16 protein-coding genes and 2 tRNA genes are annotated in these 18,462 nt (G+C 43.8%); 14 read left to right on the forward strand and 4 right to left on the reverse strand.

The features are described 5' to 3' along the window. Window positions 1–92 precede the first annotated feature (92 nt). From KFE26_RS18670 to KFE26_RS18680, 3 genes are all read left to right on the forward strand, one after another. Entirely contained in the window at window positions 93–764 is a 672-nt protein-coding gene (locus KFE26_RS18670; RefSeq protein ID WP_212601328.1) for an alpha/beta hydrolase, read from the forward strand. A 363-nt stretch (window positions 765–1,127) separates the two neighbouring features. Then, a complete protein-coding gene (ushA, locus tag KFE26_RS18675; protein WP_212601329.1) occupies window positions 1,128–2,846 on the forward strand; it encodes a bifunctional UDP-sugar hydrolase/5'-nucleotidase UshA in 1,719 nt (572 codons plus the stop codon). A 421-nt stretch (window positions 2,847–3,267) separates the two neighbouring features. Next, the gene (locus tag KFE26_RS18680; protein WP_212601330.1) at window positions 3,268–5,928 is read left to right on the forward strand and encodes a TonB-dependent receptor; all 2,661 of its coding nucleotides are present in this window, start codon (window positions 3,268–3,270) and stop codon (window positions 5,926–5,928) included. Window positions 5,929–6,017: 89 nt separating this feature from the next. On the opposite strand, the gene KFE26_RS18685 is transcribed toward KFE26_RS18680, so the two are convergent. After that, window positions 6,018–6,377 (reverse strand): TraR/DksA C4-type zinc finger protein, encoded by a 360-nt coding sequence (locus KFE26_RS18685; RefSeq protein ID WP_105252207.1) that lies wholly within the window; start codon window positions 6,375–6,377, stop codon window positions 6,018–6,020. Between the two features lie 187 nt (window positions 6,378–6,564). Then, window positions 6,565–7,515 carry a tRNA-dihydrouridine synthase gene (locus KFE26_RS18690; protein ID WP_105253104.1) on the reverse strand — a complete coding sequence of 317 codons (951 nt, stop codon included), beginning with the start codon at window positions 7,513–7,515 and terminating at the stop codon, window positions 6,565–6,567. Window positions 7,516–7,783: 268 nt separating this feature from the next. Here KFE26_RS18690 and KFE26_RS18695 point away from each other — a divergent pair, with 268 nt between their 5' ends. The 11 genes from KFE26_RS18695 to KFE26_RS18740 all read left to right on the forward strand — a co-directional run bounded on the left by KFE26_RS18695 (window position 7,784) and on the right by KFE26_RS18740 (window position 17,570). Continuing rightward, window positions 7,784–8,212: a hypothetical protein gene (locus KFE26_RS18695; RefSeq protein WP_212601331.1), complete on the forward strand. Its 429-nt coding sequence runs from the start codon at window positions 7,784–7,786 to the stop codon at window positions 8,210–8,212. A gap of 116 nt (window positions 8,213–8,328) precedes the next feature. Continuing rightward, window positions 8,329–9,198 (forward strand): DUF692 domain-containing protein, encoded by an 870-nt coding sequence (locus tag KFE26_RS18700; protein WP_212601332.1) that lies wholly within the window; start codon window positions 8,329–8,331, stop codon window positions 9,196–9,198. Beyond that, window positions 9,198–9,944: a DUF2063 domain-containing protein gene (locus tag KFE26_RS18705; protein WP_212601333.1), complete on the forward strand. Its 747-nt coding sequence runs from the start codon at window positions 9,198–9,200 to the stop codon at window positions 9,942–9,944. The genes KFE26_RS18700 and KFE26_RS18705 overlap by 1 nt, the downstream gene beginning before the upstream one ends. A 150-nt stretch (window positions 9,945–10,094) precedes the next feature. Beyond that, window positions 10,095–10,217: a hypothetical protein gene (locus KFE26_RS24225; protein ID WP_006082086.1), complete on the forward strand. Its 123-nt coding sequence runs from the start codon at window positions 10,095–10,097 to the stop codon at window positions 10,215–10,217. 81 nt (window positions 10,218–10,298) lie between these two features. After that, window positions 10,299–10,667, forward strand: a complete 369-nt coding sequence (locus KFE26_RS18710) for a YbaN family protein (RefSeq protein WP_028759627.1) — start codon at window positions 10,299–10,301, stop codon at window positions 10,665–10,667. Window positions 10,668–10,935: 268 nt separating this feature from the next. After that, on the forward strand, window positions 10,936–11,487 hold the full coding sequence (gene apt / locus KFE26_RS18715) for an adenine phosphoribosyltransferase (RefSeq protein ID WP_211085974.1): 552 nt from the start codon (window positions 10,936–10,938) through the stop codon (window positions 11,485–11,487). Window positions 11,488–11,605: 118 nt separating this feature from the next. Then, window positions 11,606–14,809 (forward strand): DNA polymerase III subunit gamma/tau, encoded by a 3,204-nt coding sequence (gene dnaX / locus KFE26_RS18720; protein ID WP_409437991.1) that lies wholly within the window; start codon window positions 11,606–11,608, stop codon window positions 14,807–14,809. Window positions 14,810–15,032: 223 nt separating this feature from the next. Continuing rightward, window positions 15,033–15,362: a YbaB/EbfC family nucleoid-associated protein gene (locus KFE26_RS18725; protein ID WP_028759630.1), complete on the forward strand. Its 330-nt coding sequence runs from the start codon at window positions 15,033–15,035 to the stop codon at window positions 15,360–15,362. Window positions 15,363–15,374: 12 nt separating this feature from the next. Further along, a complete protein-coding gene (gene recR, locus KFE26_RS18730) occupies window positions 15,375–15,974 on the forward strand; it encodes a recombination mediator RecR (protein ID WP_028759631.1) in 600 nt (199 codons plus the stop codon). A 454-nt stretch (window positions 15,975–16,428) separates the two neighbouring features. Next, window positions 16,429–16,920: a GNAT family N-acetyltransferase gene (locus KFE26_RS18735; RefSeq protein WP_006082080.1), complete on the forward strand. Its 492-nt coding sequence runs from the start codon at window positions 16,429–16,431 to the stop codon at window positions 16,918–16,920. Window positions 16,921–17,156: 236 nt separating this feature from the next. Continuing rightward, window positions 17,157–17,570, forward strand: coding sequence for a hypothetical protein (locus KFE26_RS18740; protein ID WP_212601335.1), 414 nt, complete (start codon window positions 17,157–17,159; stop codon window positions 17,568–17,570). A gap of 386 nt (window positions 17,571–17,956) precedes the next feature. On the opposite strand, the gene KFE26_RS18745 is transcribed toward KFE26_RS18740, so the two are convergent. Both KFE26_RS18745 and KFE26_RS18750 read right to left on the reverse strand, forming a co-directional pair. Continuing rightward, a tRNA-Met gene (locus tag KFE26_RS18745) sits at window positions 17,957–18,033 on the reverse strand. A gap of 153 nt (window positions 18,034–18,186) precedes the next feature. Further along, window positions 18,187–18,263, reverse strand: a tRNA-Met gene (locus KFE26_RS18750). Window positions 18,264–18,462: the final 199 nt, after the last annotated feature.

An 18,462-nucleotide genomic window follows, 5' to 3' on the forward strand; every position in this document is an offset into this window, starting at 1 on the left:
CCTGTGCCCGAGTGGTGATGAGTGTTTAACGTATAGATTTATCATCATTTTTTAGTTGATGAGTGTTTAATATCGAATTGGGAATTTTTAGTATGTCAGTTTCTCTTGAGCGTATTGTTGTCGAACCTAAGACTCCTGCTACGGCTGTGGTTATTTGGTTACATGGATTAGGGGATTCGGGGGCCGGATTTGCTCCCGTAGTGCCTGCATTAGGCTTACCTGCAGATCATGCTATTCGATTTATTTTTCCCCATGCACCAGAGCAAGCCGTGACCATTAATGGTGGCTACGTTATGCGCGCTTGGTACGATATTAAAAGCATGGATTTGCATGATAGAGCCGATATGCAAGGCGTGCTTGAGTCGGAGAAAATGGTTGCCGCATTAATTAATGAACAAATCGCAGCGGGTATTGCGAGCCAACGTATCGTATTAGCGGGATTCAGTCAGGGTGGAGTCATGAGTTTATTCTCTGGACTGCGTTTCCCAGAGCCACTTGCAGGGATTATGGCGTTGTCTTGCTATTTGCCGACGGGCGATGTGTTACCCGCTGAATTAAGTGCGGCGAATCGCAATACACCCATATTACAGCAACACGGTCTACAGGATGATGTTGTACCATTATCCGCTGGAATGTTAGCAAAAGAAGCCTTAACGGCGGGCGGCTATCATGTTACGTGGCAGAGTTATCCAATGCCTCATTCTGTCATTCCGGAACAATTGAAAGCGATTTCTAAATGGTTATTACAGCGATTTGAAATGTAGATAAGTCTAATTGCTGATAAAAACAGCATGCGGTAAGTTGAAATTTACCCATGCTTGTTTTTTTAAAGGAACAATCGCGATGTTTTTTCATATTTCCTAAGTTATTTATAACAAACGATTAAAATCCATTTATTCCATTTTTATTTTGTATTCTCTAAATATATAAAAATCAGTCATTCAGCTTATTTTTTATATGAAACAAATCCTTCTTAAAATGCCCGTCAAATTTCATATAAATGTCAAGTTTTTAATAAAAATGACACAATTCATCTTTATTATTTGCTATTATCCGTGACGCTGAACTTGATGGAGTTCACGGCAATCTTTCTATGATAAAATAATTAAAATCAAGGGGTTGATGTAATGAGACATATGCTTATTAAAGGATTAGTTGCAACTGCTGTTCTCGCTGCACTTGCGGGTTGTAATAATAGTGATGACGATAAAGTTCCAACAACGTGTGCTGAAGCGGGAAGTGCTTGTAAAACGTTTACCGTTTTACATACCAATGACAACCATGGCCGTTTCTGGGAAAACAGTGATGGTGAATACGGTTTAGCCGCTCAGAAAACTCTGGTTGATCAAATTCGTGCAGAAGTGAGTAAGAATGGCAGTCAAACCTTATTATTATCTGGTGGTGATATTAATACGGGTGTACCAGAATCTGATCTTCAAGATGCCATACCAGACTTTACGGGCATGAATAAAATTGGTTATGACGCCATGGCTGTTGGTAACCATGAGTTTGACAATCCGTTATCAGTACTTGATATGCAGCGTCGCCTTGCTGAATTCCCTATGTTAGCGGCGAACATTTACCGTAAAAATGCCGAAGGCAAACCTGGCGAACGTTATTTTGATGCCTATAAAGTATTTGACATTAATGGTCTTAAAGTTGCTGTTATTGGTTTAACGACAGAAGACACTACTAAGATTGGTAACCCAGAATACATTAGCGATCTAACATTCACCGATCCCAAGGTGGAAGTTGCTAAAGTGATTAAAGAAATTAAAGATGCCAAAGCGGCAGATATCATTTTCGCTACCACGCACATGGGTCATTACGCGGATGGTAAAAATGGTAGTAATGCCCCTGGCGATGTGGCTATGGCTCGCGCATTGAAAGAAGGGGATTTACAAGTTGTTATCGGTGGTCATTCACAGAATCCAGTGTGTATGGAACCGGGGACTGACAACAAAGCCTATGCAGCCTTTAAACCTGGTGATGCATGTGCACCTGATAAACAAAATGGCACTTGGATCATGCAAGCCCATGAATGGGGTAAATATGTTGGCCGTGCAGATTTTGAATACTTTAACGGTGAACTCCATCTAGCGAGCTACAAGCTTGTCCCTGTGAATATGCGCAAACTGGATGATGCTGGTAAGAAAACTGCTGACTTAGCTGGCACTAAAATTGAACCGGATTCAGAGTTAAAAGAACTGCTTTCTTACTATCAAGAGAAAGGTCAAGCTAAGTTAGGCGAAGTCATTGCGACAACGGATGCCCTGTTAGATGGTGAGCGTGCAAACGTGCGTAATAAGCAAACTAACTTAGGCCGTATGTTAGCGATGGCACAAAGTGCTAAAGTGACTGCTGATTTTGGTGTAATGAACTCAGGCGGTGTACGTGCATCTATCAAACCAGGCAACATCAGTTACCGTGACGTGCTGACAGTTCAGCCATTTGGTAATATGGTTACCCTTAACGAAATGACGGGTACTGAAGTTGCGGCTTATTTAGGCGCAGTCGGCAGTCTTCAAGTCGGTTCTGGTGGTTATGCACAAATCACTGGTGTGAAAATGACCATTGACTGTGAGGCTAAAACAGCCAACATCAGCGACATTGGCGGCAAGGATTTTAGCCCAACAGCCACTTATAAGTTCACTGTACCTAGCTTTAATGCTGCGGGTGGTGACGGTTATCCTAAACTAACCAGCCCAATTCAAACGGGTTTTGTTGATGCTGATTTACTCTATTCTTTCTTGAAAGAGAAACAAGTGATTAAAGCTGCTGACTACAATCCTGTAGGCGATATTGTTTATGAGAACTCAAAAAGTGTTGAAGGTTGCCAACTTTAAGTAATCAATCATTACTCAGTGTTTCAATATTAATGCCACTCAAATGAGTGGCATTTTTTATGGTTAATTAATATTGAACTAAGTGTAAATTAATATTCAGCGTTTTATTTTCGATACAGTTTGATTCATTTGTGGTGTGAGTTTCTCGGTGCTCTTTTGGTTAACAATTGAGATTTATTGTATCAAATTAAATATTTAATATATTCAACAGGTCTGTATTGCTTAACCCCATGATGTATATCCGGATATTTTATATTCAAGTTGATTTATTTTGTGTCAATTTGTTTTAATTTGAGATTAATTGTTTTTAATGGTTGACTTAGATGTTGCGCATTAACATTATCCCTACAGCGAAATAGAGTTCGCTTGCCAAATATAAAAATAACAAACATAGGGTTTTATTTACCTCAAGGAGAGATTAATGCGCTATTTAAGTTTAACGGCCAAAGCTGTTCGTACTAGTTTAATTACAGTGGCGACAAGCAGTGTGGTTTTTTCTGGCATAGGCTTTTCTGCAGTGGGAAATGCAGCAGAAGAAAATGCGAAAGTTGAACGTATTGAAGTGACGGGTTCTCGTATTAAACAAGTTGATATGGAAACTGTTTCACCCGTGACTGTCATTAATGCTGCGGATATTGCCATGACGGGTGAAAAAACCGTTGCTGACGTATTGAATAACTCCGCGATAAACAGCTTTGGTTCTTGGCGTGGTATTTCTGGCTATGGATCAGGAGCAAGCTCAACCAGTGATGTTAATTTACGTGGTTTAGGAGCGTCTGCGACATTAGTGTTATTAGATGGACGCCGTATGCCGGGCACGAGTTCGAGCTCTGGCTCTGTGGCCGATACATCTTCTATCCCTATGGCTATCGTGGAGCGTATTGAAATCCTGCGCGATGGCGCCTCGGCAGTATATGGTTCCGATGCGGTTGCGGGCGTGATAAACATTATCACTAAGAAGGAGTTTGAAGGGTTTCAACTCGATTACAGCACTGAGCAGCCAAGTGTTGAAGGAGGCGATGCCAACCGTTTATCACTTGCAACGGGCTTTAATACTGATAAAGGCAATATCACGCTAACCTATGAATATTATGATACTAAAGCTGTAATGGATCGTGATATTTGGCGAATGGACGATTCAAGTTATAACGCATATAGTGGATATAGCTCAGTACCAAACGGTAAATATGGACCAGGCAATGGTAGCTGGTATAGTAATTCAGATATATGTGAAAAAACGGAAAATACCATAGACTCAGGTGATGGTCGTTGTTTATATAATCATGGTAATGTCACTAAGTTATTTGGCGATCAAACTCGTAATTCGCTGTTATCTAATTTCTCCTATGAGATTTCTGAGAATATAAAATTCCGAGGTCGTGCTTCTGCTTCATTAGCAGAAACTGAAACCCGTTATGCGGGTACGCCAGTATCAACGAATACCCCTGTGATGAGTGCCGATAATAAGTTTAATCCAGTTGGCGAAGAATTAGTGATTTCTATGCGAGGCGCGCAACTTGGCGAGCGAGATACATTAACTGAAACCAACAACTTTGATATTCTAGGTGGCTTTGTTGGTACAATAGATTCAGGGAATGGTATCGACTGGGAATTAAATGCCCAGCACGCAACATCGACGACAAATAGTTTTAATTATAATTTACTGAACGACGATATTATTCAGCAAGAAATTGATTCAGAGCAATATGATATTTTCAATTCCTCTGGAATGAGTTATGAGCAGTGGGATCAACAGATGACAGATCTGTATCGTAAAGCTGCGCATACTGGGGTTTATCAGGGCAAATTTGAAAGTACTCAATTGGATGGTCTTGCTTCGACCTTACTGCTCGATGATGGTGATCTTTCGGTCGCTATGGTCGGCGGTCTTGAATATGAAATGATCAAGTTTAAGCAAACCAGTGATCCTGAATCGGCCGCGGGTATTATCTCCGGCGGTTCGGGTGGTGATGATGTGGATGCCACGCGTGACCGTAGCGCTGCTTATTTGGAACTCCAAGTTGGCTTACCCGCGAATGTTGAGTTTTCTGCCGCAGTACGTTATGAGCGCTATGAGCAGGAAGGAACTCTCACAGGGCCTCAGGGGGAAGTCGTTAATTCATCGACCTTCGATGCCGTGGTGCCTAAGTTTGGTTTAAGCTGGCGTCCTATAGACACGTTATTACTGCGTGCTAGCTATGGTGACTCATTCCGCGCGCCAAATATGAGCGAAATGTTCTCGTCTCAATCCTTGAGTTTTGAGAAGGGTGTTGATTCTTTATGGTGTAATGAACCTGGTAACGTGGATGCCATTTATTGCGCGACTAATAATCAACATAAAACCTGGTATGGAGGAAATCCTGATCTAGAGGCAGAAGAGGGCAACTCGTTAACCTTTGGCGGCGTTTGGAATGTCACTGACGCATGGAACTTGGAGTTATCTTATTACTCAATCACCTATGACAACAAAATTGAGTCAATTGATGTGGATGATATCCTGCGTGATGAAATCAAGAATGGTTCTTCTCCCTATGTGACTCGCGGCCCTGATGGCAAGATTGAATATATTGAAGCCGGAGTTCGTAACTTAGCTACAGTTGAGACCTCAGGTATCGATTTTGTTACGGCTTATAACTTAGAAACAGGCTTTGGGGATTTCAATTTCAAACTGGATTTAACTCATGTGCTTGATTTTAAAAAGCAGGATAACGCTGAAGCAGACATGATCGACTACGCAGGGTCGACTGACTCGCCCGATTGGCGCGGTAACTTTGCGACCAGTTGGAAATACGATGATTTCTCTGCCGCATGGACAGTTGTTTATATTGGTAGTCAATCAGCAAGTTATTTCAACGAGTTAGAAGAAACCGACCGTTATGTTGATTACGATAATTACTTTAAACATAACATTCAGTTTGGTTATACCCATGCTTATAACGGCTCTATCACAGTAGGGGTGAATAATGTGTTTGATGCTGAAACACCAAACTATTACACCTATGCCGATTATCGCGATGTGAATGTGGGTTTATATGATGTGTTAGGTAGAACGTATTACCTGAGAATAAACCAGAAGTTTTAGGTTGTCCGCCCTCCCTGGATAACTCAAACCTCCGCTTGCGGAGGTTTTTTTACTTATAAGGCAGTTTACTGGATGTCGAATGAGCGCTATCAATGTGTGAGGCGCAGTTCGTGGCGGTGTTCATGCTGATAATGCTCGGCGCAGGAGGTGCAGCGTTGTTCGGTGGGATCTTGGCTTAAGCGTTCGGTTTCAATTTCTGCCTCACAATCCGAGCAAAGACCGTAGAGACCTAAGTCGAGCTGGCAAAAGGCGGCATCAAGTTTATTTAACCGGCAAAATAGTGGGTGTTCAGCCAGTGGTGTCTGAGCCAATTTATCAATTAATTCTGCCAGACTCAGGCTAGCGTAATGCTCCCCTATGGCTTCGAGGAACAGAGGGAGCGCGCCTATTTCTTTCCTTAGATTAGCTTCAAGCTCTGACAATTCATGTCTGATATGGGTGGTGCTCACGTAAAATCGCCTATTTCATTTGACTCTAGGCGTCCAGTCTAATAGTTCCACTATCAACGACTATGATAAAGATCAAGTATCTGCCACATTTTCGGTTTTTTAGCCGTTAAAAATCGAAAAAGTACTTCATTCTTATCGCATTATATGTGCTACGGCAAAAGCCCTTTTATCATAAATATCGTCGCGATTATTCGTCGCATAAGTTCCGTTGCGCCGTTTCTAATACGCGGACTATTTCTTCCGTTGTTTTAAAGACTCGCAGTTCCCTAAACAAGGTATCGGCTTCGGGATATTGACGGTTGAGATAGGTGAACCACTGTTTGATCCGGGCTGGATAATAGTCACTCTTACGGCCATTGAGTTCCCTTTGGGTATAACTGAGCATGAGCCCTAAGGTTTGCGCCCAAGTATAAGGAGTAGCTCCTGTCTTGATAGTATCAGCCAAGTTCGGCAATGAAATTGCCCCGCGGCCGATCATGATACTGTCGCAGCCCGTGACTTCGATACAACGCTTAGCATCGTCACTGTTCCAAATTTCACCGTTGGCGATCACCGGGATTGGCAAACGTTTGCGTACTTCGGTGATGTATTCCCAATAGGCTGGCGGTCTGTAACCGTCGACTTTACTGCGCGCATGGATGGCAAGTTCAGTTGCACCGGCTTCATACACTGCAATGGCGTTTTCCATAAACAGTGACTTATCTTCATAGCCCAAACGTATTTTGGCCGTTACGGCATGCTCTTTTGGTACTGCTTGACGCATGGCTTTGACAATATCGTGCACACTCTCAGGATATTGCAATAATACGGCGCCACCTTTACTGCGGTTAACAATTTTTGCTGGACAGCCAAAGTTTGCATCAACACCGTGTGAGCCTAACTCAATGGCACGCAGGGCATTTTCGCCCATACATTGGGGTTCTTGACCAAGCAATTGTACTCGTACTGGCGTACCTGAAGGGGTGTTGCCGTTGTTGAGCAGTTCAGGGCACAGTTTGAGAAAGACCTTTTCAGGTAGCAGTTGGTCTACCACTCGCACAAATTCGGTGACGAGCAAATCGTAGGGATTGATGGTCGATAGGATGTCACGCATCAAAGCGTCTACTACGCCTTCCATTGGAGCCAAAATCACACGCACTGCAGTAAACCCATATCTGTTGCAAAGGGCGAGCATTCTACCTTATCAGCGCTAAGTTACAAAGTGGCCTTGTGAAGGAGGATGAATAGGTACGCCAATAAATAAAATCCAAGCTAAACTGATTGTCCTAGCAGGATATTTTGACCATTTCTGTGACTTAGTGATATTTTTTTGCAATAGAATCGAAATAAGGCAGGTCTTTTGTTGTAAGCCAGCTACTTAAACTGTTGTTGGTCATTATTACTCAATAAACAAGAAGGGATTATTTATGAATTCAGTTAAAAAAACAGCAGTTGCAGTAGCGTTAGGTTCAGTTGTGATGAGTTCAGCTTTTGCTGTCAATGCACAAACTAACCCATTTGGTTTTGAAGCTATGGATGCGGGCTATCAAATTGTCGGTTCAGAAGGCAAATGTGGTGAAGCCAAATGCGGCGCAGACATGAAGAAAGCCGCCGCTGAAAAAGCCAAAGAAGGTAAGTGTGGTGAGGCTAAATGCGGTGCTGAGATGAAAAAAGCGGCTGCAGATAAAGCTCATGAGGGGAAATGTGGCGAAGCGAAATGCGGTGCTGACATGAAGAAAGCCGCTGATAAGGCCCATGAAGGTAAGTGTGGTGAAGCGAAATGTGGCGCTGATTTGAAGAAAACCGCCGAAAAAGTGGATGCTAAAGTCGAAGCCGTTAAAAAAGAAGTGAAGTAAAGCGGGTTTGTTTTATCCCTGCAGTTATTGGGATAATTGAGCCTAAAGAGGCCAGTCAGCGCTGGTCTCTTGTGTTTTATTCTTAAGCGATTACAGGTTAGCGTTCGTGAGGTTCTATGAATGATCAAAAAAATACGGCACAGGTAGGGCTGGGATTAAGACGAGAAATGCTCAGTGAATTTTGTTTACAGGTGCCTGATGCTATTAATTTTTTTGAAGTGGCGCCTGAGAATTGGATGACCTTAGGTGGTAAATTTGGCCGCCAATTTCGTGAGTTGACTGAGCAACATACTTTCTACTGCCACGGTTTGAGTTTATCCATTGGTAGCCCTGAACCTTTAGATCTCGCGTTTGTAAAAAATATCAAAACCTTTATGGATTTACATCAAATCCAAGTCTATTCCGAACATTTAAGTTATTGCTCAGGGCAAGGTCACTTATATGATTTAATGCCTATCCCTTTTACCTACGCTGCAGTGAAGCATGTGGCGGCGCGGGTCAAGCAAGTAGAAGATATTCTAGAGCGGCCGCTTATTTTAGAAAATGTGTCTTTTTATGCCGCTCCAGGTGCGCAAATGACAGAACTTGAATTCGTTAATGCCGTGCTGCAAGAAGCCGATTGTAAACTGCTACTGGATGTGAACAACATCTATGTGAACTCGATAAACCATCAATACGATGCCGATGCCTTTTTACAGGCCATGCCGACGGAGCGCATCGCTTATCTGCATATTGCTGGGCACTACAAACAAGCTGAAGATCTGCTCATTGATACCCATGGTGCTGCCATTAACGATCCCGTCTGGACATTATTACAGCGCTGTTATGCTTTGCATGGGGTAAAACCGACTTTGCTTGAGCGTGACTTTAATTTGCCGACAACCGCTGAATTATTGCTCGAGCTAAATCAAATTCACGGTTATCAAATGGCGGCGTCCAACTCCCATGCCCAAAATAGTGCTCATGCCGTAAAGAGGAGCGCCTAATGGATTTTAAGCAAGTACAGCAATCCTTTATCGATTATATCCGCGATCCCTCTTCGCCATTGCCCGCGGATACTGATTTCCGGTGTATGCAGGTTTACCGCGAGTTATTTTTTAATAATGTGCTGGGATTTGTGTCGAACGGCTTTCCCGTACTGAAAAGTTTGTATTCTGAGGAGGATTGGCTGACTTTGGTGCAGCGTTTTTTCAGTCAACATGATTGCCAATCGCCCATCTTTATCGATATCGCAGGTGAGTTTTTAGATTTTTTACTGCAGGAATATCAGCCCACGGCAAATGATCCTGTTTTTATGCTCGAATTAGCGCACTATGAATGGCTAGAGTTGGCCGTTGCGGTCGCACAGGCGAGTGAGGATGAATCTCAACTCAGCTCAGCGCAAATGTCGACGCAGACTTTATGTTTGTCGCAGACGGCGAGGGTAGCGCAGTATCATTTTGAGGTGCAGCACATTCGTCAGGATTATCGTCCGCAGCAACAACTCGATACGCCAGTGTTTTTTTGTCTCTATCAAGATGCCGATTGCGAAGTGTGTTTCCTACAGTTAAATCCCTTAAGCGCACAGGTGCTGGCATTTCTTCAAGCTCAAGGCCAAGCGGTTTTTAAAGAGATAGTTGATTGGTTAACAATCACTTACCCTCAAATGGCGCCAGAGATTATTGAGCAAGGTTGTATGCAGTTACTCGAGCAATTAGCGGCCAAAGGGATAGTGCGCGGACGTCAGTCTTAAGGTTGGGTTTATTGCCGAAATAAATGCAATAACCCTACATTTAGAGGGTTTTTATTAATTTGACAAACCGCTACAATGTCGGCCGTTTTGTGATCTCAATCACTGTACGATTCCTGCGCACTTATACTTGCACATACTAGAGGAGCTGTAATGAGTAGTCAGCCGTTTAAAGACCCATTTAATTTTTTGTATTTTATTGGTTTTATTTTAGTTTTACTGTTGCCGACTCTGCCAGCAAGTCTGTCTTGGTTAAAGCATTTAGGTTTAATTTAAGCGAGCGTTAATCTCTAGCGCGTAGCCTATTGGCCACTCTTCGAGTGGCTTTTGTTTTTCCGATAAAGGGCATTTAAACCTATGGTATTAAAGCGCGGATTATTTTTACTGTTAGGCTTAACCGCTTTAGTCTTAGGTTTAGTCGGTATCGTGCTACCGATATTGCCGACCGTGCCTTTTATCTTGCTTGCTGCCTTCTGCTTTGCCCGCTCGAGTGAACGTTTACACCATTGGTTGATGACACATCCCTGGTTTGCCGACGCCTTAACCCAGTGGCAAGAGCAGCGAGCAATGCGTAAGGGATTGAAACGCAAAGCCATGATAGTTAGCGCACTCAGTTTTAGTCTCAGTATTATTGTGGTCCCTATCCTTTGGGTAAAAGGCCTGCTGTTTGTCATGGCGTTGATCCTACTTTGGTATCTTAAAGGTATACCTGAAATAGAGGGATGATTGAGTGATTGAATGGGCTCAAGTGCTGTGACTGAAAGTTTAGTCGTGTTCTTGTTGAGGCTATTTAACTGAGTGCCAACAGGGTTTGATCTAAGGCACAAATTGATAACCTTTCCATCACTTGTGCATTGTGATTGTTGCAACTAAAACTAAAGCGGCATAAGCTTTGTCCGACTTTCGACAATGCGTCCACCCAGTGTGGACGTTTTGTTTTATACCGCCACCGCTAGGTTGGTGAATTGATTAAGTAACTTATTAAGCAAATATGATGGCTATGAATACAGAAACCTTATCCTTGATAAAGCAAAGCATTAAAACGATTCCTAATTATCCTAAGGAAGGGATTTTATTTCGAGATGTCACCAGTTTGCTTGAGAATGCAGCAGCCTATAAAGCGACCATCGACTTGTTAGTTGAACATTATCGTGGTCAAGGCTTTACCAAAATTGTGGGCACTGAAGCCCGTGGTTTCTTATTTGGTGCACCGTTGGCTTTAGAATTGGGTATCGGTTTTGTACCTGTGCGTAAACCCGGTAAATTGCCGCGTGCAACCATCAGCCAAAGCTATGAACTGGAATACGGACACGATAGCCTAGAAATTCATACTGATGCGATTAGCGCAAATGACAAAGTGCTCGTTGTTGACGATTTACTCGCCACTGGCGGTACTATCGAAGCGACCGTTAAACTGATCCGCCAACTCGGCGGTGAAGTTAAACATGCGGCCTTTGTGATCTCATTACCTGATTTAGGTGGTGAAGCACGTTTAACCACATTAGGGCTTGAGTTGGTTAAACTTTGTGAGTTTGAAGGCGAATAAATCTGCAGCTAAAGGCGCCTTGGGATAGTTTGATGGCATGTCAAATCATGACATGTTATCTTTCAAAGTTCTCGGGGCGCATGCTCCCGCTTTTGTATCACATACTCTGGGGAGTTCCATGTCATATCAGGTGTTAGCCAGAAAATGGCGCCCTGCCACATTTGATCAAATGGTTGGCCAAAGCCATGTTTTGCATGCCTTGACCAATGCGTTAAGCCAGCAGCGCTTACACCATGCTTACCTGTTTACGGGAACGCGCGGTGTTGGTAAAACCAGTTTAGCGCGACTCTTTGCCAAAGGCTTAAACTGCGAACAAGGCGTGACAGCGACTCCCTGTGGTGTTTGCGGCAGCTGTGTGGAAATCGCCCAAGGCCGATTTGTCGATTTGATTGAAGTCGATGCCGCATCTCGCACTAAGGTCGATGATACCCGTGAGCTGTTAGACAATGTGCAGTATCGTCCAACCCGTGGCCGCTTTAAGGTTTATCTCATCGACGAAGTGCATATGCTGTCGCGCAGCAGTTTTAACGCACTGCTAAAAACCTTAGAAGAACCCCCCGAGCACGTTAAATTTCTTCTGGCGACAACCGATCCGCAGAAACTGCCAGTGACTGTGTTATCCCGTTGTTTGCAGTTCAATTTAAAAAGCCTGACCCAAGCTGAAATTGGCACTCAGCTCAATCATATCTTGACCCAAGAGCAGTTTCCCTTTGATGCAGAAGCCCTAAAATTGCTGGCTAAAGCTGCCAATGGCAGTATGCGTGATGCCTTGAGTTTGACAGATCAAGCCATCGCCTTTGGTGGCGGTAATGTGATGCTTGGCCAAGTGCAAACTATGCTTGGCAGTATTGATGAGCAGCATGTAGTTGCCTTGCTTAATGCCTTAACCGATGCCGATATTGGTGTGTTAATGCATACCTGTGCCCAAGTGCTCGCGTACGGCGCAGATGCCCAAGAAGTGCTACGCAGTTTACTTGAGTTGTTACATCAAATTACCTTGACCCAATTTGCCCCCGCTTGCGCGCAGCAATCCTTGTATAGCGCACAGATTCGCGCGTTTGCCGAACAGCTTAAGCCGGAACAAGTGCAGCTTTATTATCAGATTTTATTAACAGGCCGCAAAGACTTACCCCATGCACCGGATCCTAAATCGGGTCTTGAGATGGCACTATTACGCGCTGTGGCGTTTGTGCCTGAAAAGCCGGTAAAGCGCTGGCTGCCTGATGCTGTCGCTGAGATCAGTTTACCCGCAGGTCAAACGTCTGCTACGACAGCGCAAGCTCATGATGTAAATAAACAAACGTTTGCTGAGCCACATACTGCGGAACAACTGCCTGCTGAAAAAAAAACAGCATTAATTGAGCCTGCCGATACCGCAGAGCAGGCACTTGATGCTGAGCTCCAAGCGGATGCGGCATTAATTGCCGAGCAGGCGATTATATTAAGTCAGGCCCAGAGTCAGGGATTTAACACTGACATCTTGAATACCAAGGCTAAATCTCAAACGGTATCAACCGTTCAAGCGTCTCTTATACACACTTCAGAATCTGTTGCTGGTATCGAGGCATCGGTCGCTAGTATTGATACTCAGAATATTCAAGGAATTGAATTAGTCACAACAGCTTCCGAACCGAGTCTAGTGAATACGGCAGAGCCTGAAACTGCTGTCAATTCAACAGTTGTTGAGTGTGGTGACAGTGTAGATAAAGCTCTTTCTGATAAAGACCCTGCTGCAGAGAACATCTTCGATAACAACATCGATAACAACGCGTTTGAGCTAGGGCATGATGCTAATCGCATTCATGGAAATGAAGCTGAGCATTCATATTCAGCGATGGAGGATTATGCCCTAGAGTCAGCTCCACTTGATTCCTATCAAGACGTTTATGCTGATTTTTCCTCTGGCGCTTATAATGATGATAACTTTAACCATGGCTTTGATTCGCAAGAGGCAATAAATTCTGTTGATGTGCAAAGTTCTGTAGGCGTTTCAAACGCTGCAGGCATGCAAGCTTCTGCTGATCGTCAGTCAGCACCTGTGGCTCAAGTCTTCACTCAATCACAGACCTCAGTATCAGATTCAATACAAGAGCAAGCGCTACAACAAGCCGCTTCTGTATCCTTAGCCGATGATGATATTCTCTCGGCTGTGCTGGCGGCGCGGGATTCGCTGTTATCGGATCTTGACGCCTTAAGTGCTAAGGACGGTGATGAAAAAAAGTCGTCATTGGACTCAAAACTTAAGACGCCAAACACTAAATTACATGGTGTAACCTTACCTAAATCGGTTACTAAAATTGAAGCGAGTCAGCCAAGTGTGGCATTTTCTGTTGATCCAGCATCTGACTTAGACCCTGATTTAGTGATAGATTTTGATGATGACTTCGACTTAGAACTTGAGCCTATCGAGCTGCACCAAGCAGTATCTTCAGTCGTCATCTCAACTGGAATTGTCTCTGAGAAGCCTGTCAAACCGTCTGCTACATATGATTGTCCGCCTTGGGAGGCAGCGCCTGAAGCTGAATCTATCGAAGTGACGCAAGTCGATAGCAATAAGACTGACAGTGTTCAGCCGGTGAGCGCGCAAGCTACTGATATAAATAATGTTCAAGTCAGTCATGCTCAAGAGCTTTTAGGCGAGAGTTACGCACCTAATCATGCACAAGATGACACTCTATCCCTGAGTGACGGGCAGGTCGCAGCATCAAGTTTGAAGTCGGAAATACTTCAAACTCACACTGTACGTCAAGAAGAAATACCCGCCTCAGAGTTTGCTTCGGTTAGCACAACAGCACTGACAAATGCGTCGAATACAGTGGAACACATGCAGGAGACACAAGTCGCGCTCAGTTCGACTCAACCTATTAGCGGTCATCCATTAGATTTACATTGGTACAAGTTGATGGCGAGCTTAGAGATCGGCGGGCGAGTGCGGCAACTGGCGGTTAATTCTGTCTGTCAAACTTTGAGTGATCCTTTGCCGTTGCTGCTTAAACCAAACCAGAAGCATCTAGCGGCCGATGTTGCCATAGTGCAGCTTGAGCAAGCCTTAACTACCGCGCTCGGGAACCCAAGACGGGTACAAGTGGTCATAGGAATCGATGAACAGCGGGAAACGCCCTTAGAGTTACGTAAGCGTTTCCACCAAGAGTTGCTACAACAAGCGCATCAATCATTGATCCATGATGACAATGTGCAATGGTTGATCCAACGTATGGGCGCCGAACTCGATGCCGATAGTCTAGTGTATCCGCCAGAGTTGTTGAATTTACGCAGTCAGCAAATACAAGCGTTACCAGAGTTAACTGAGGCCGCGAGTTAGCCATTATTGGCGAGTCTTTGGGTAAAATTTTCATCGTTAATTTGTAGCGTTGTGGTTTAAATTTAGGCTTCGAGTGCATATTTATAGTGATGCTGCTGAGAAACTCTGCATCGAGATCATAAGTTTATTAACAAGATAACGGCATTGATTGCCAATCCCATTTATTTAAGTAAGATTAGCCGCGTTAATGCTTGCGACTAACCCTAATAGAAGAGAAATGACTATGTTTGGAAAAGGCGGTATGGGCAATTTGATGAAACAGGCCCAGATGATGCAAGAAAAAATGGCCAAAATGCAGGAAGAAATCGCCCGTATGGAAATGGTGGGTGAATCTGGTGCTGGTTTGGTGAAAGTGACTATGACAGGCGCGCACACAGTGCGTAAAGTCGAAATCGACCCAAGCCTGATGGAAGACGACAAAGAAATGCTGGAAGATTTGATTGCTGCGGCCTGTAATGACGCTGCCCGTCGAATCGAAGAAAACCAAAAAACTAAAATGGCTGAAGTTACTGGTGGCATGCAATTACCACCAGGCATGAAAATGCCATTTTAATTGAGATAGCCGATGAAATTTAGTCCATTGTTAGATGAGTTAATTCAGTCCCTGCGTTGTTTACCTGGGGTTGGGCCTAAATCGGCGCAACGTATGGCGTTTCAGTTACTTGAACGCGACCGAAAAGCAGGGCTTAAGTTAGCCAGTGCGCTGTCCAGTGCGATGAGTGACGTCGGTCATTGTCAGTCTTGCCGAACCTACACTGAAGAAACCCTCTGTCCGATCTGTGCTAGCCATAAACGCGGAACCTCCTCCACCATTTGTGTGGTGGAAACGCCGGCTGATGTGTTAGCCATTGAAGCGGGTGGACATTTCACTGGCCGTTACTTTGTGCTTTTAGGCCATTTATCGCCCCTCGATGGTGTAGGGCCAGAAGAGTTAGGCTTAGCGTTACTCGAGCGCCATTTGGCATCGGGTGATGTCACCGAACTGATTTTAGCGACAAATCCAACAGTAGAAGGTGAGGCTACAGCGCATTTTATTGCCGATATGGCCAGACGTCACAAAGTGATGATAAGCCGCATTGCCCATGGCGTACCCGTAGGTGGCGAGTTGGAATACGTGGATAGTACTACGTTGGCGCTGTCCTTTAATGGTCGTTTACCACTTTAATTAAACAGTTTATATTAGAACCATACTATTGATTGTATTGGATTAATGGAAGGTTGAAGTATTCAACTCAATTATCACTTTAGTGCCTGAATCTTATAAACCCGCCAAGAACCTATCTTGAGCGGGTTTTTATTTGCCCAGTGTTTCAACATCGGTGTCGAGGCAGGGTTGTGGTTATAAGGCTGTGGAAATAGCGCTATGATTCAATTCTCATCTCAATTGATATCTATCCATATAAAAACTAGGTTTATCAATAGTTTTTTAAATTTCATACTTGTCTTATACAAGCTTCATACGTAAAGTCGGTTTGATAAGAAGCGGGCAGAGTTGCGATTCGCCACAGTGTTCGCGCCTTTGTGCCTAAGCTAATTCGTTGATTTAGATCTGTGTGCTTAGCTCTGTGTACGTTGAACCGGACAGGTATTTTTTATTAGAAAACCATGGAGGGGACTCATTGGAAAAGATTACGATTAGGCATGCAGAGAAGCGTGACGCCGCAGCCATTCAAGCCGTATATGCCTGCCCAAATGCCTATACGGGTACCTTACAACTCCCTTGGCCATCGACTGATAAATGGGAGTCACGCCTTGCGGCAACATCGAATCATATTAGTCGCTATGTCGCAGAGATTGAAGGTGAAATTGTTGGCGAGTTGGGTTTTGAGGTGTACGAGCAACCCCGTCGTAGGCATGTTGCCTCCTTTGGAATGGGGGTAAAAGACAGCTACCAAGGCCGCGGTGTTGGTAGCGCTTTGATTAACGCTATGCTTGAGCTTACCGATAAATGGATGAATATAAAACGAATTGAATTAACGGTTTATACCGATAATCATGCCGCCATTGGTCTGTATAAAAAGTTTGGCTTTGTAATTGAAGGTGAGTCGAAGGATTTTGCTTTTAGAAATGGTGAGTTTGTCAGTGTGTATCATATGGCGCGGATAAAGTAGCATGCTGGTCTTGGCGCTATTTTAACGGTTGCTTAAGGCATTTACTTTAAGAATAGACTCTAAGCGCTCATTCCAAGTCCTAACTTTCTATAGGATCTGACGCTAAGTGCTCAATCTAAGAACTTACTTCAAGCGCTCACTTCACGAACCGAGGTCTGGGATAGCATTAAGCGCCTATTTTCAGAGCTCGCTTTAGGTGCAAAGTGCATGTATATCTCAACTTTTAAGGATAAAAAATGGGACTCATTTTATTGCCACTACTGATACTTTGGTTGGGTGTCGGTATTTATGCCATTCGTATCGGCTATCAAGTCTTGGCTGGGACATCTCAATTAAGCTATACACTCAGCGTTTGTGCGATCGCTATGTTGGCATTGCTGCTTTATCTCTATTTCGGTTTCGCTCAATTTAAGGAAAATAAAGCGTTGTGGGCGTTCGAAATTCCGATGTTTTTTGCCGCGAACAAGCTCGCTTTTGGCGTCATGATCCTTGGTCTTTTACTGCACTGGTTCGGTCAAGGTGTTCTCACTTCTGCTTATTTGAAACCTCTACCTTTCATCATGATTTTCGCCGTTTCCTTTGGTGCTATGGCAGGAGTCATATTGTCCGACACTTTTATGGCGAAATTTGACATCCAAAAAATGCATTGATGTCAGTTGATCAGTTTAAATCTTATTTTGGACGCTGTTGTTGAAGATGATTTGAACTGATGGCTTTCATCGGTTGTTTATAGGTCGTTGAATCCGATGAGCGCTACCATAGTGATCTGGTTAGGATTTTACAGAGGGTTATTACGAATTTTAGATACAAAAAAACCAGCTTGTGTTGGTTATTTTTCTCTTTCATAAAGAGAATTGGTTGCGGGAGCTGGATTGCTAATGTTAAATCAGCGACGACCTTCATCCTTTGTTTATAAAGAATTGAGCCCGACAAGTGAGCATGTTGCTCTGTTCTGTATTTAACTGTGGTTTTCTATGAATTTTAGATATAAAAAAACCAGCTTATGCTGGTCAATTTTCTCTTTCACAAAGAGAATTGGTTGCGGGAGCCGGATTTGAACCGACGACCTTCGGGTTATGAGCCCGACGAGCTACCATGCTGCTCCATCCCGCGTCCGATTGTTGTTAATAACTGTTTTAATTCTGTCATCAAAGAATTGGTTGCGGAAGCCGGATTGCTAATGTTAAATCAGCGACTACCTTCGCCTGTTGTTTATAAGGAGTTGAGCCCGATAAGCTGTTTCTCTTTATAAACACATATAGAAAGTGGTTGCGGGAGCCGGATTTGAACCGACGACCTTCGGGTTATGAGCCCGACGAGCTACCATGCTGCTCCATCCCGCGTCCGATTATTGCTGTTAATAACTGTTTTAATTCTGTCATCTAAGAATTGGTTGCAGTAGCCTGATTTGAACTGACTACCTTCGCCTGTTGTTTATAAGGAGTTGAGCCCGATAAGCTGTTTCTCTTTATAAACACATATAGAAAGTGGTTGCGGGAGCCGGATTTGAACCGACGACCTTCGGGTTATGAGCCCGACGAG

Source organism: Shewanella sp. M16, assembly GCF_018224605.1.
GTDB lineage: Bacteria > Pseudomonadota > Gammaproteobacteria > Enterobacterales > Shewanellaceae > Shewanella > Shewanella oncorhynchi.

Excerpts from the sequence above, each read along its gene's own strand:
- KFE26_RS18695 (WP_212601331.1), top strand. The coding sequence starts at position 7,784 with ATGAATTCAGTTAAAAAAACAGCAGTTGCAGTAGCGTTAGGTTCAGTT.
- dnaX (WP_409437991.1), top strand. The coding sequence starts at position 11,606 with ATGTCATATCAGGTGTTAGCCAGAAAATGGCGCCCTGCCACATTTGAT.
- KFE26_RS18725 (WP_028759630.1), top strand. The coding sequence starts at position 15,033 with ATGTTTGGAAAAGGCGGTATGGGCAATTTGATGAAACAGGCCCAGATG.
- KFE26_RS18670 (WP_212601328.1), top strand. The coding sequence starts at position 93 with ATGTCAGTTTCTCTTGAGCGTATTGTTGTCGAACCTAAGACTCCTGCT.
- KFE26_RS18680 (WP_212601330.1), top strand. The coding sequence starts at position 3,268 with ATGCGCTATTTAAGTTTAACGGCCAAAGCTGTTCGTACTAGTTTAATT.
- apt (WP_211085974.1), top strand. The coding sequence starts at position 10,936 with ATGGCTATGAATACAGAAACCTTATCCTTGATAAAGCAAAGCATTAAA.
- KFE26_RS24225 (WP_006082086.1), top strand. The coding sequence starts at position 10,095 with ATGAGTAGTCAGCCGTTTAAAGACCCATTTAATTTTTTGTATTTTATT.
- ushA (WP_212601329.1), top strand. The coding sequence starts at position 1,128 with ATGAGACATATGCTTATTAAAGGATTAGTTGCAACTGCTGTTCTCGCT.
- KFE26_RS18740 (WP_212601335.1), top strand. The coding sequence starts at position 17,157 with ATGGGACTCATTTTATTGCCACTACTGATACTTTGGTTGGGTGTCGGT.
- recR (WP_028759631.1), top strand. The coding sequence starts at position 15,375 with ATGAAATTTAGTCCATTGTTAGATGAGTTAATTCAGTCCCTGCGTTGT.
- KFE26_RS18700 (WP_212601332.1), top strand. The coding sequence starts at position 8,329 with ATGAATGATCAAAAAAATACGGCACAGGTAGGGCTGGGATTAAGACGA.
- KFE26_RS18710 (WP_028759627.1), top strand. The coding sequence starts at position 10,299 with ATGGTATTAAAGCGCGGATTATTTTTACTGTTAGGCTTAACCGCTTTA.
- KFE26_RS18705 (WP_212601333.1), top strand. The coding sequence starts at position 9,198 with ATGGATTTTAAGCAAGTACAGCAATCCTTTATCGATTATATCCGCGAT.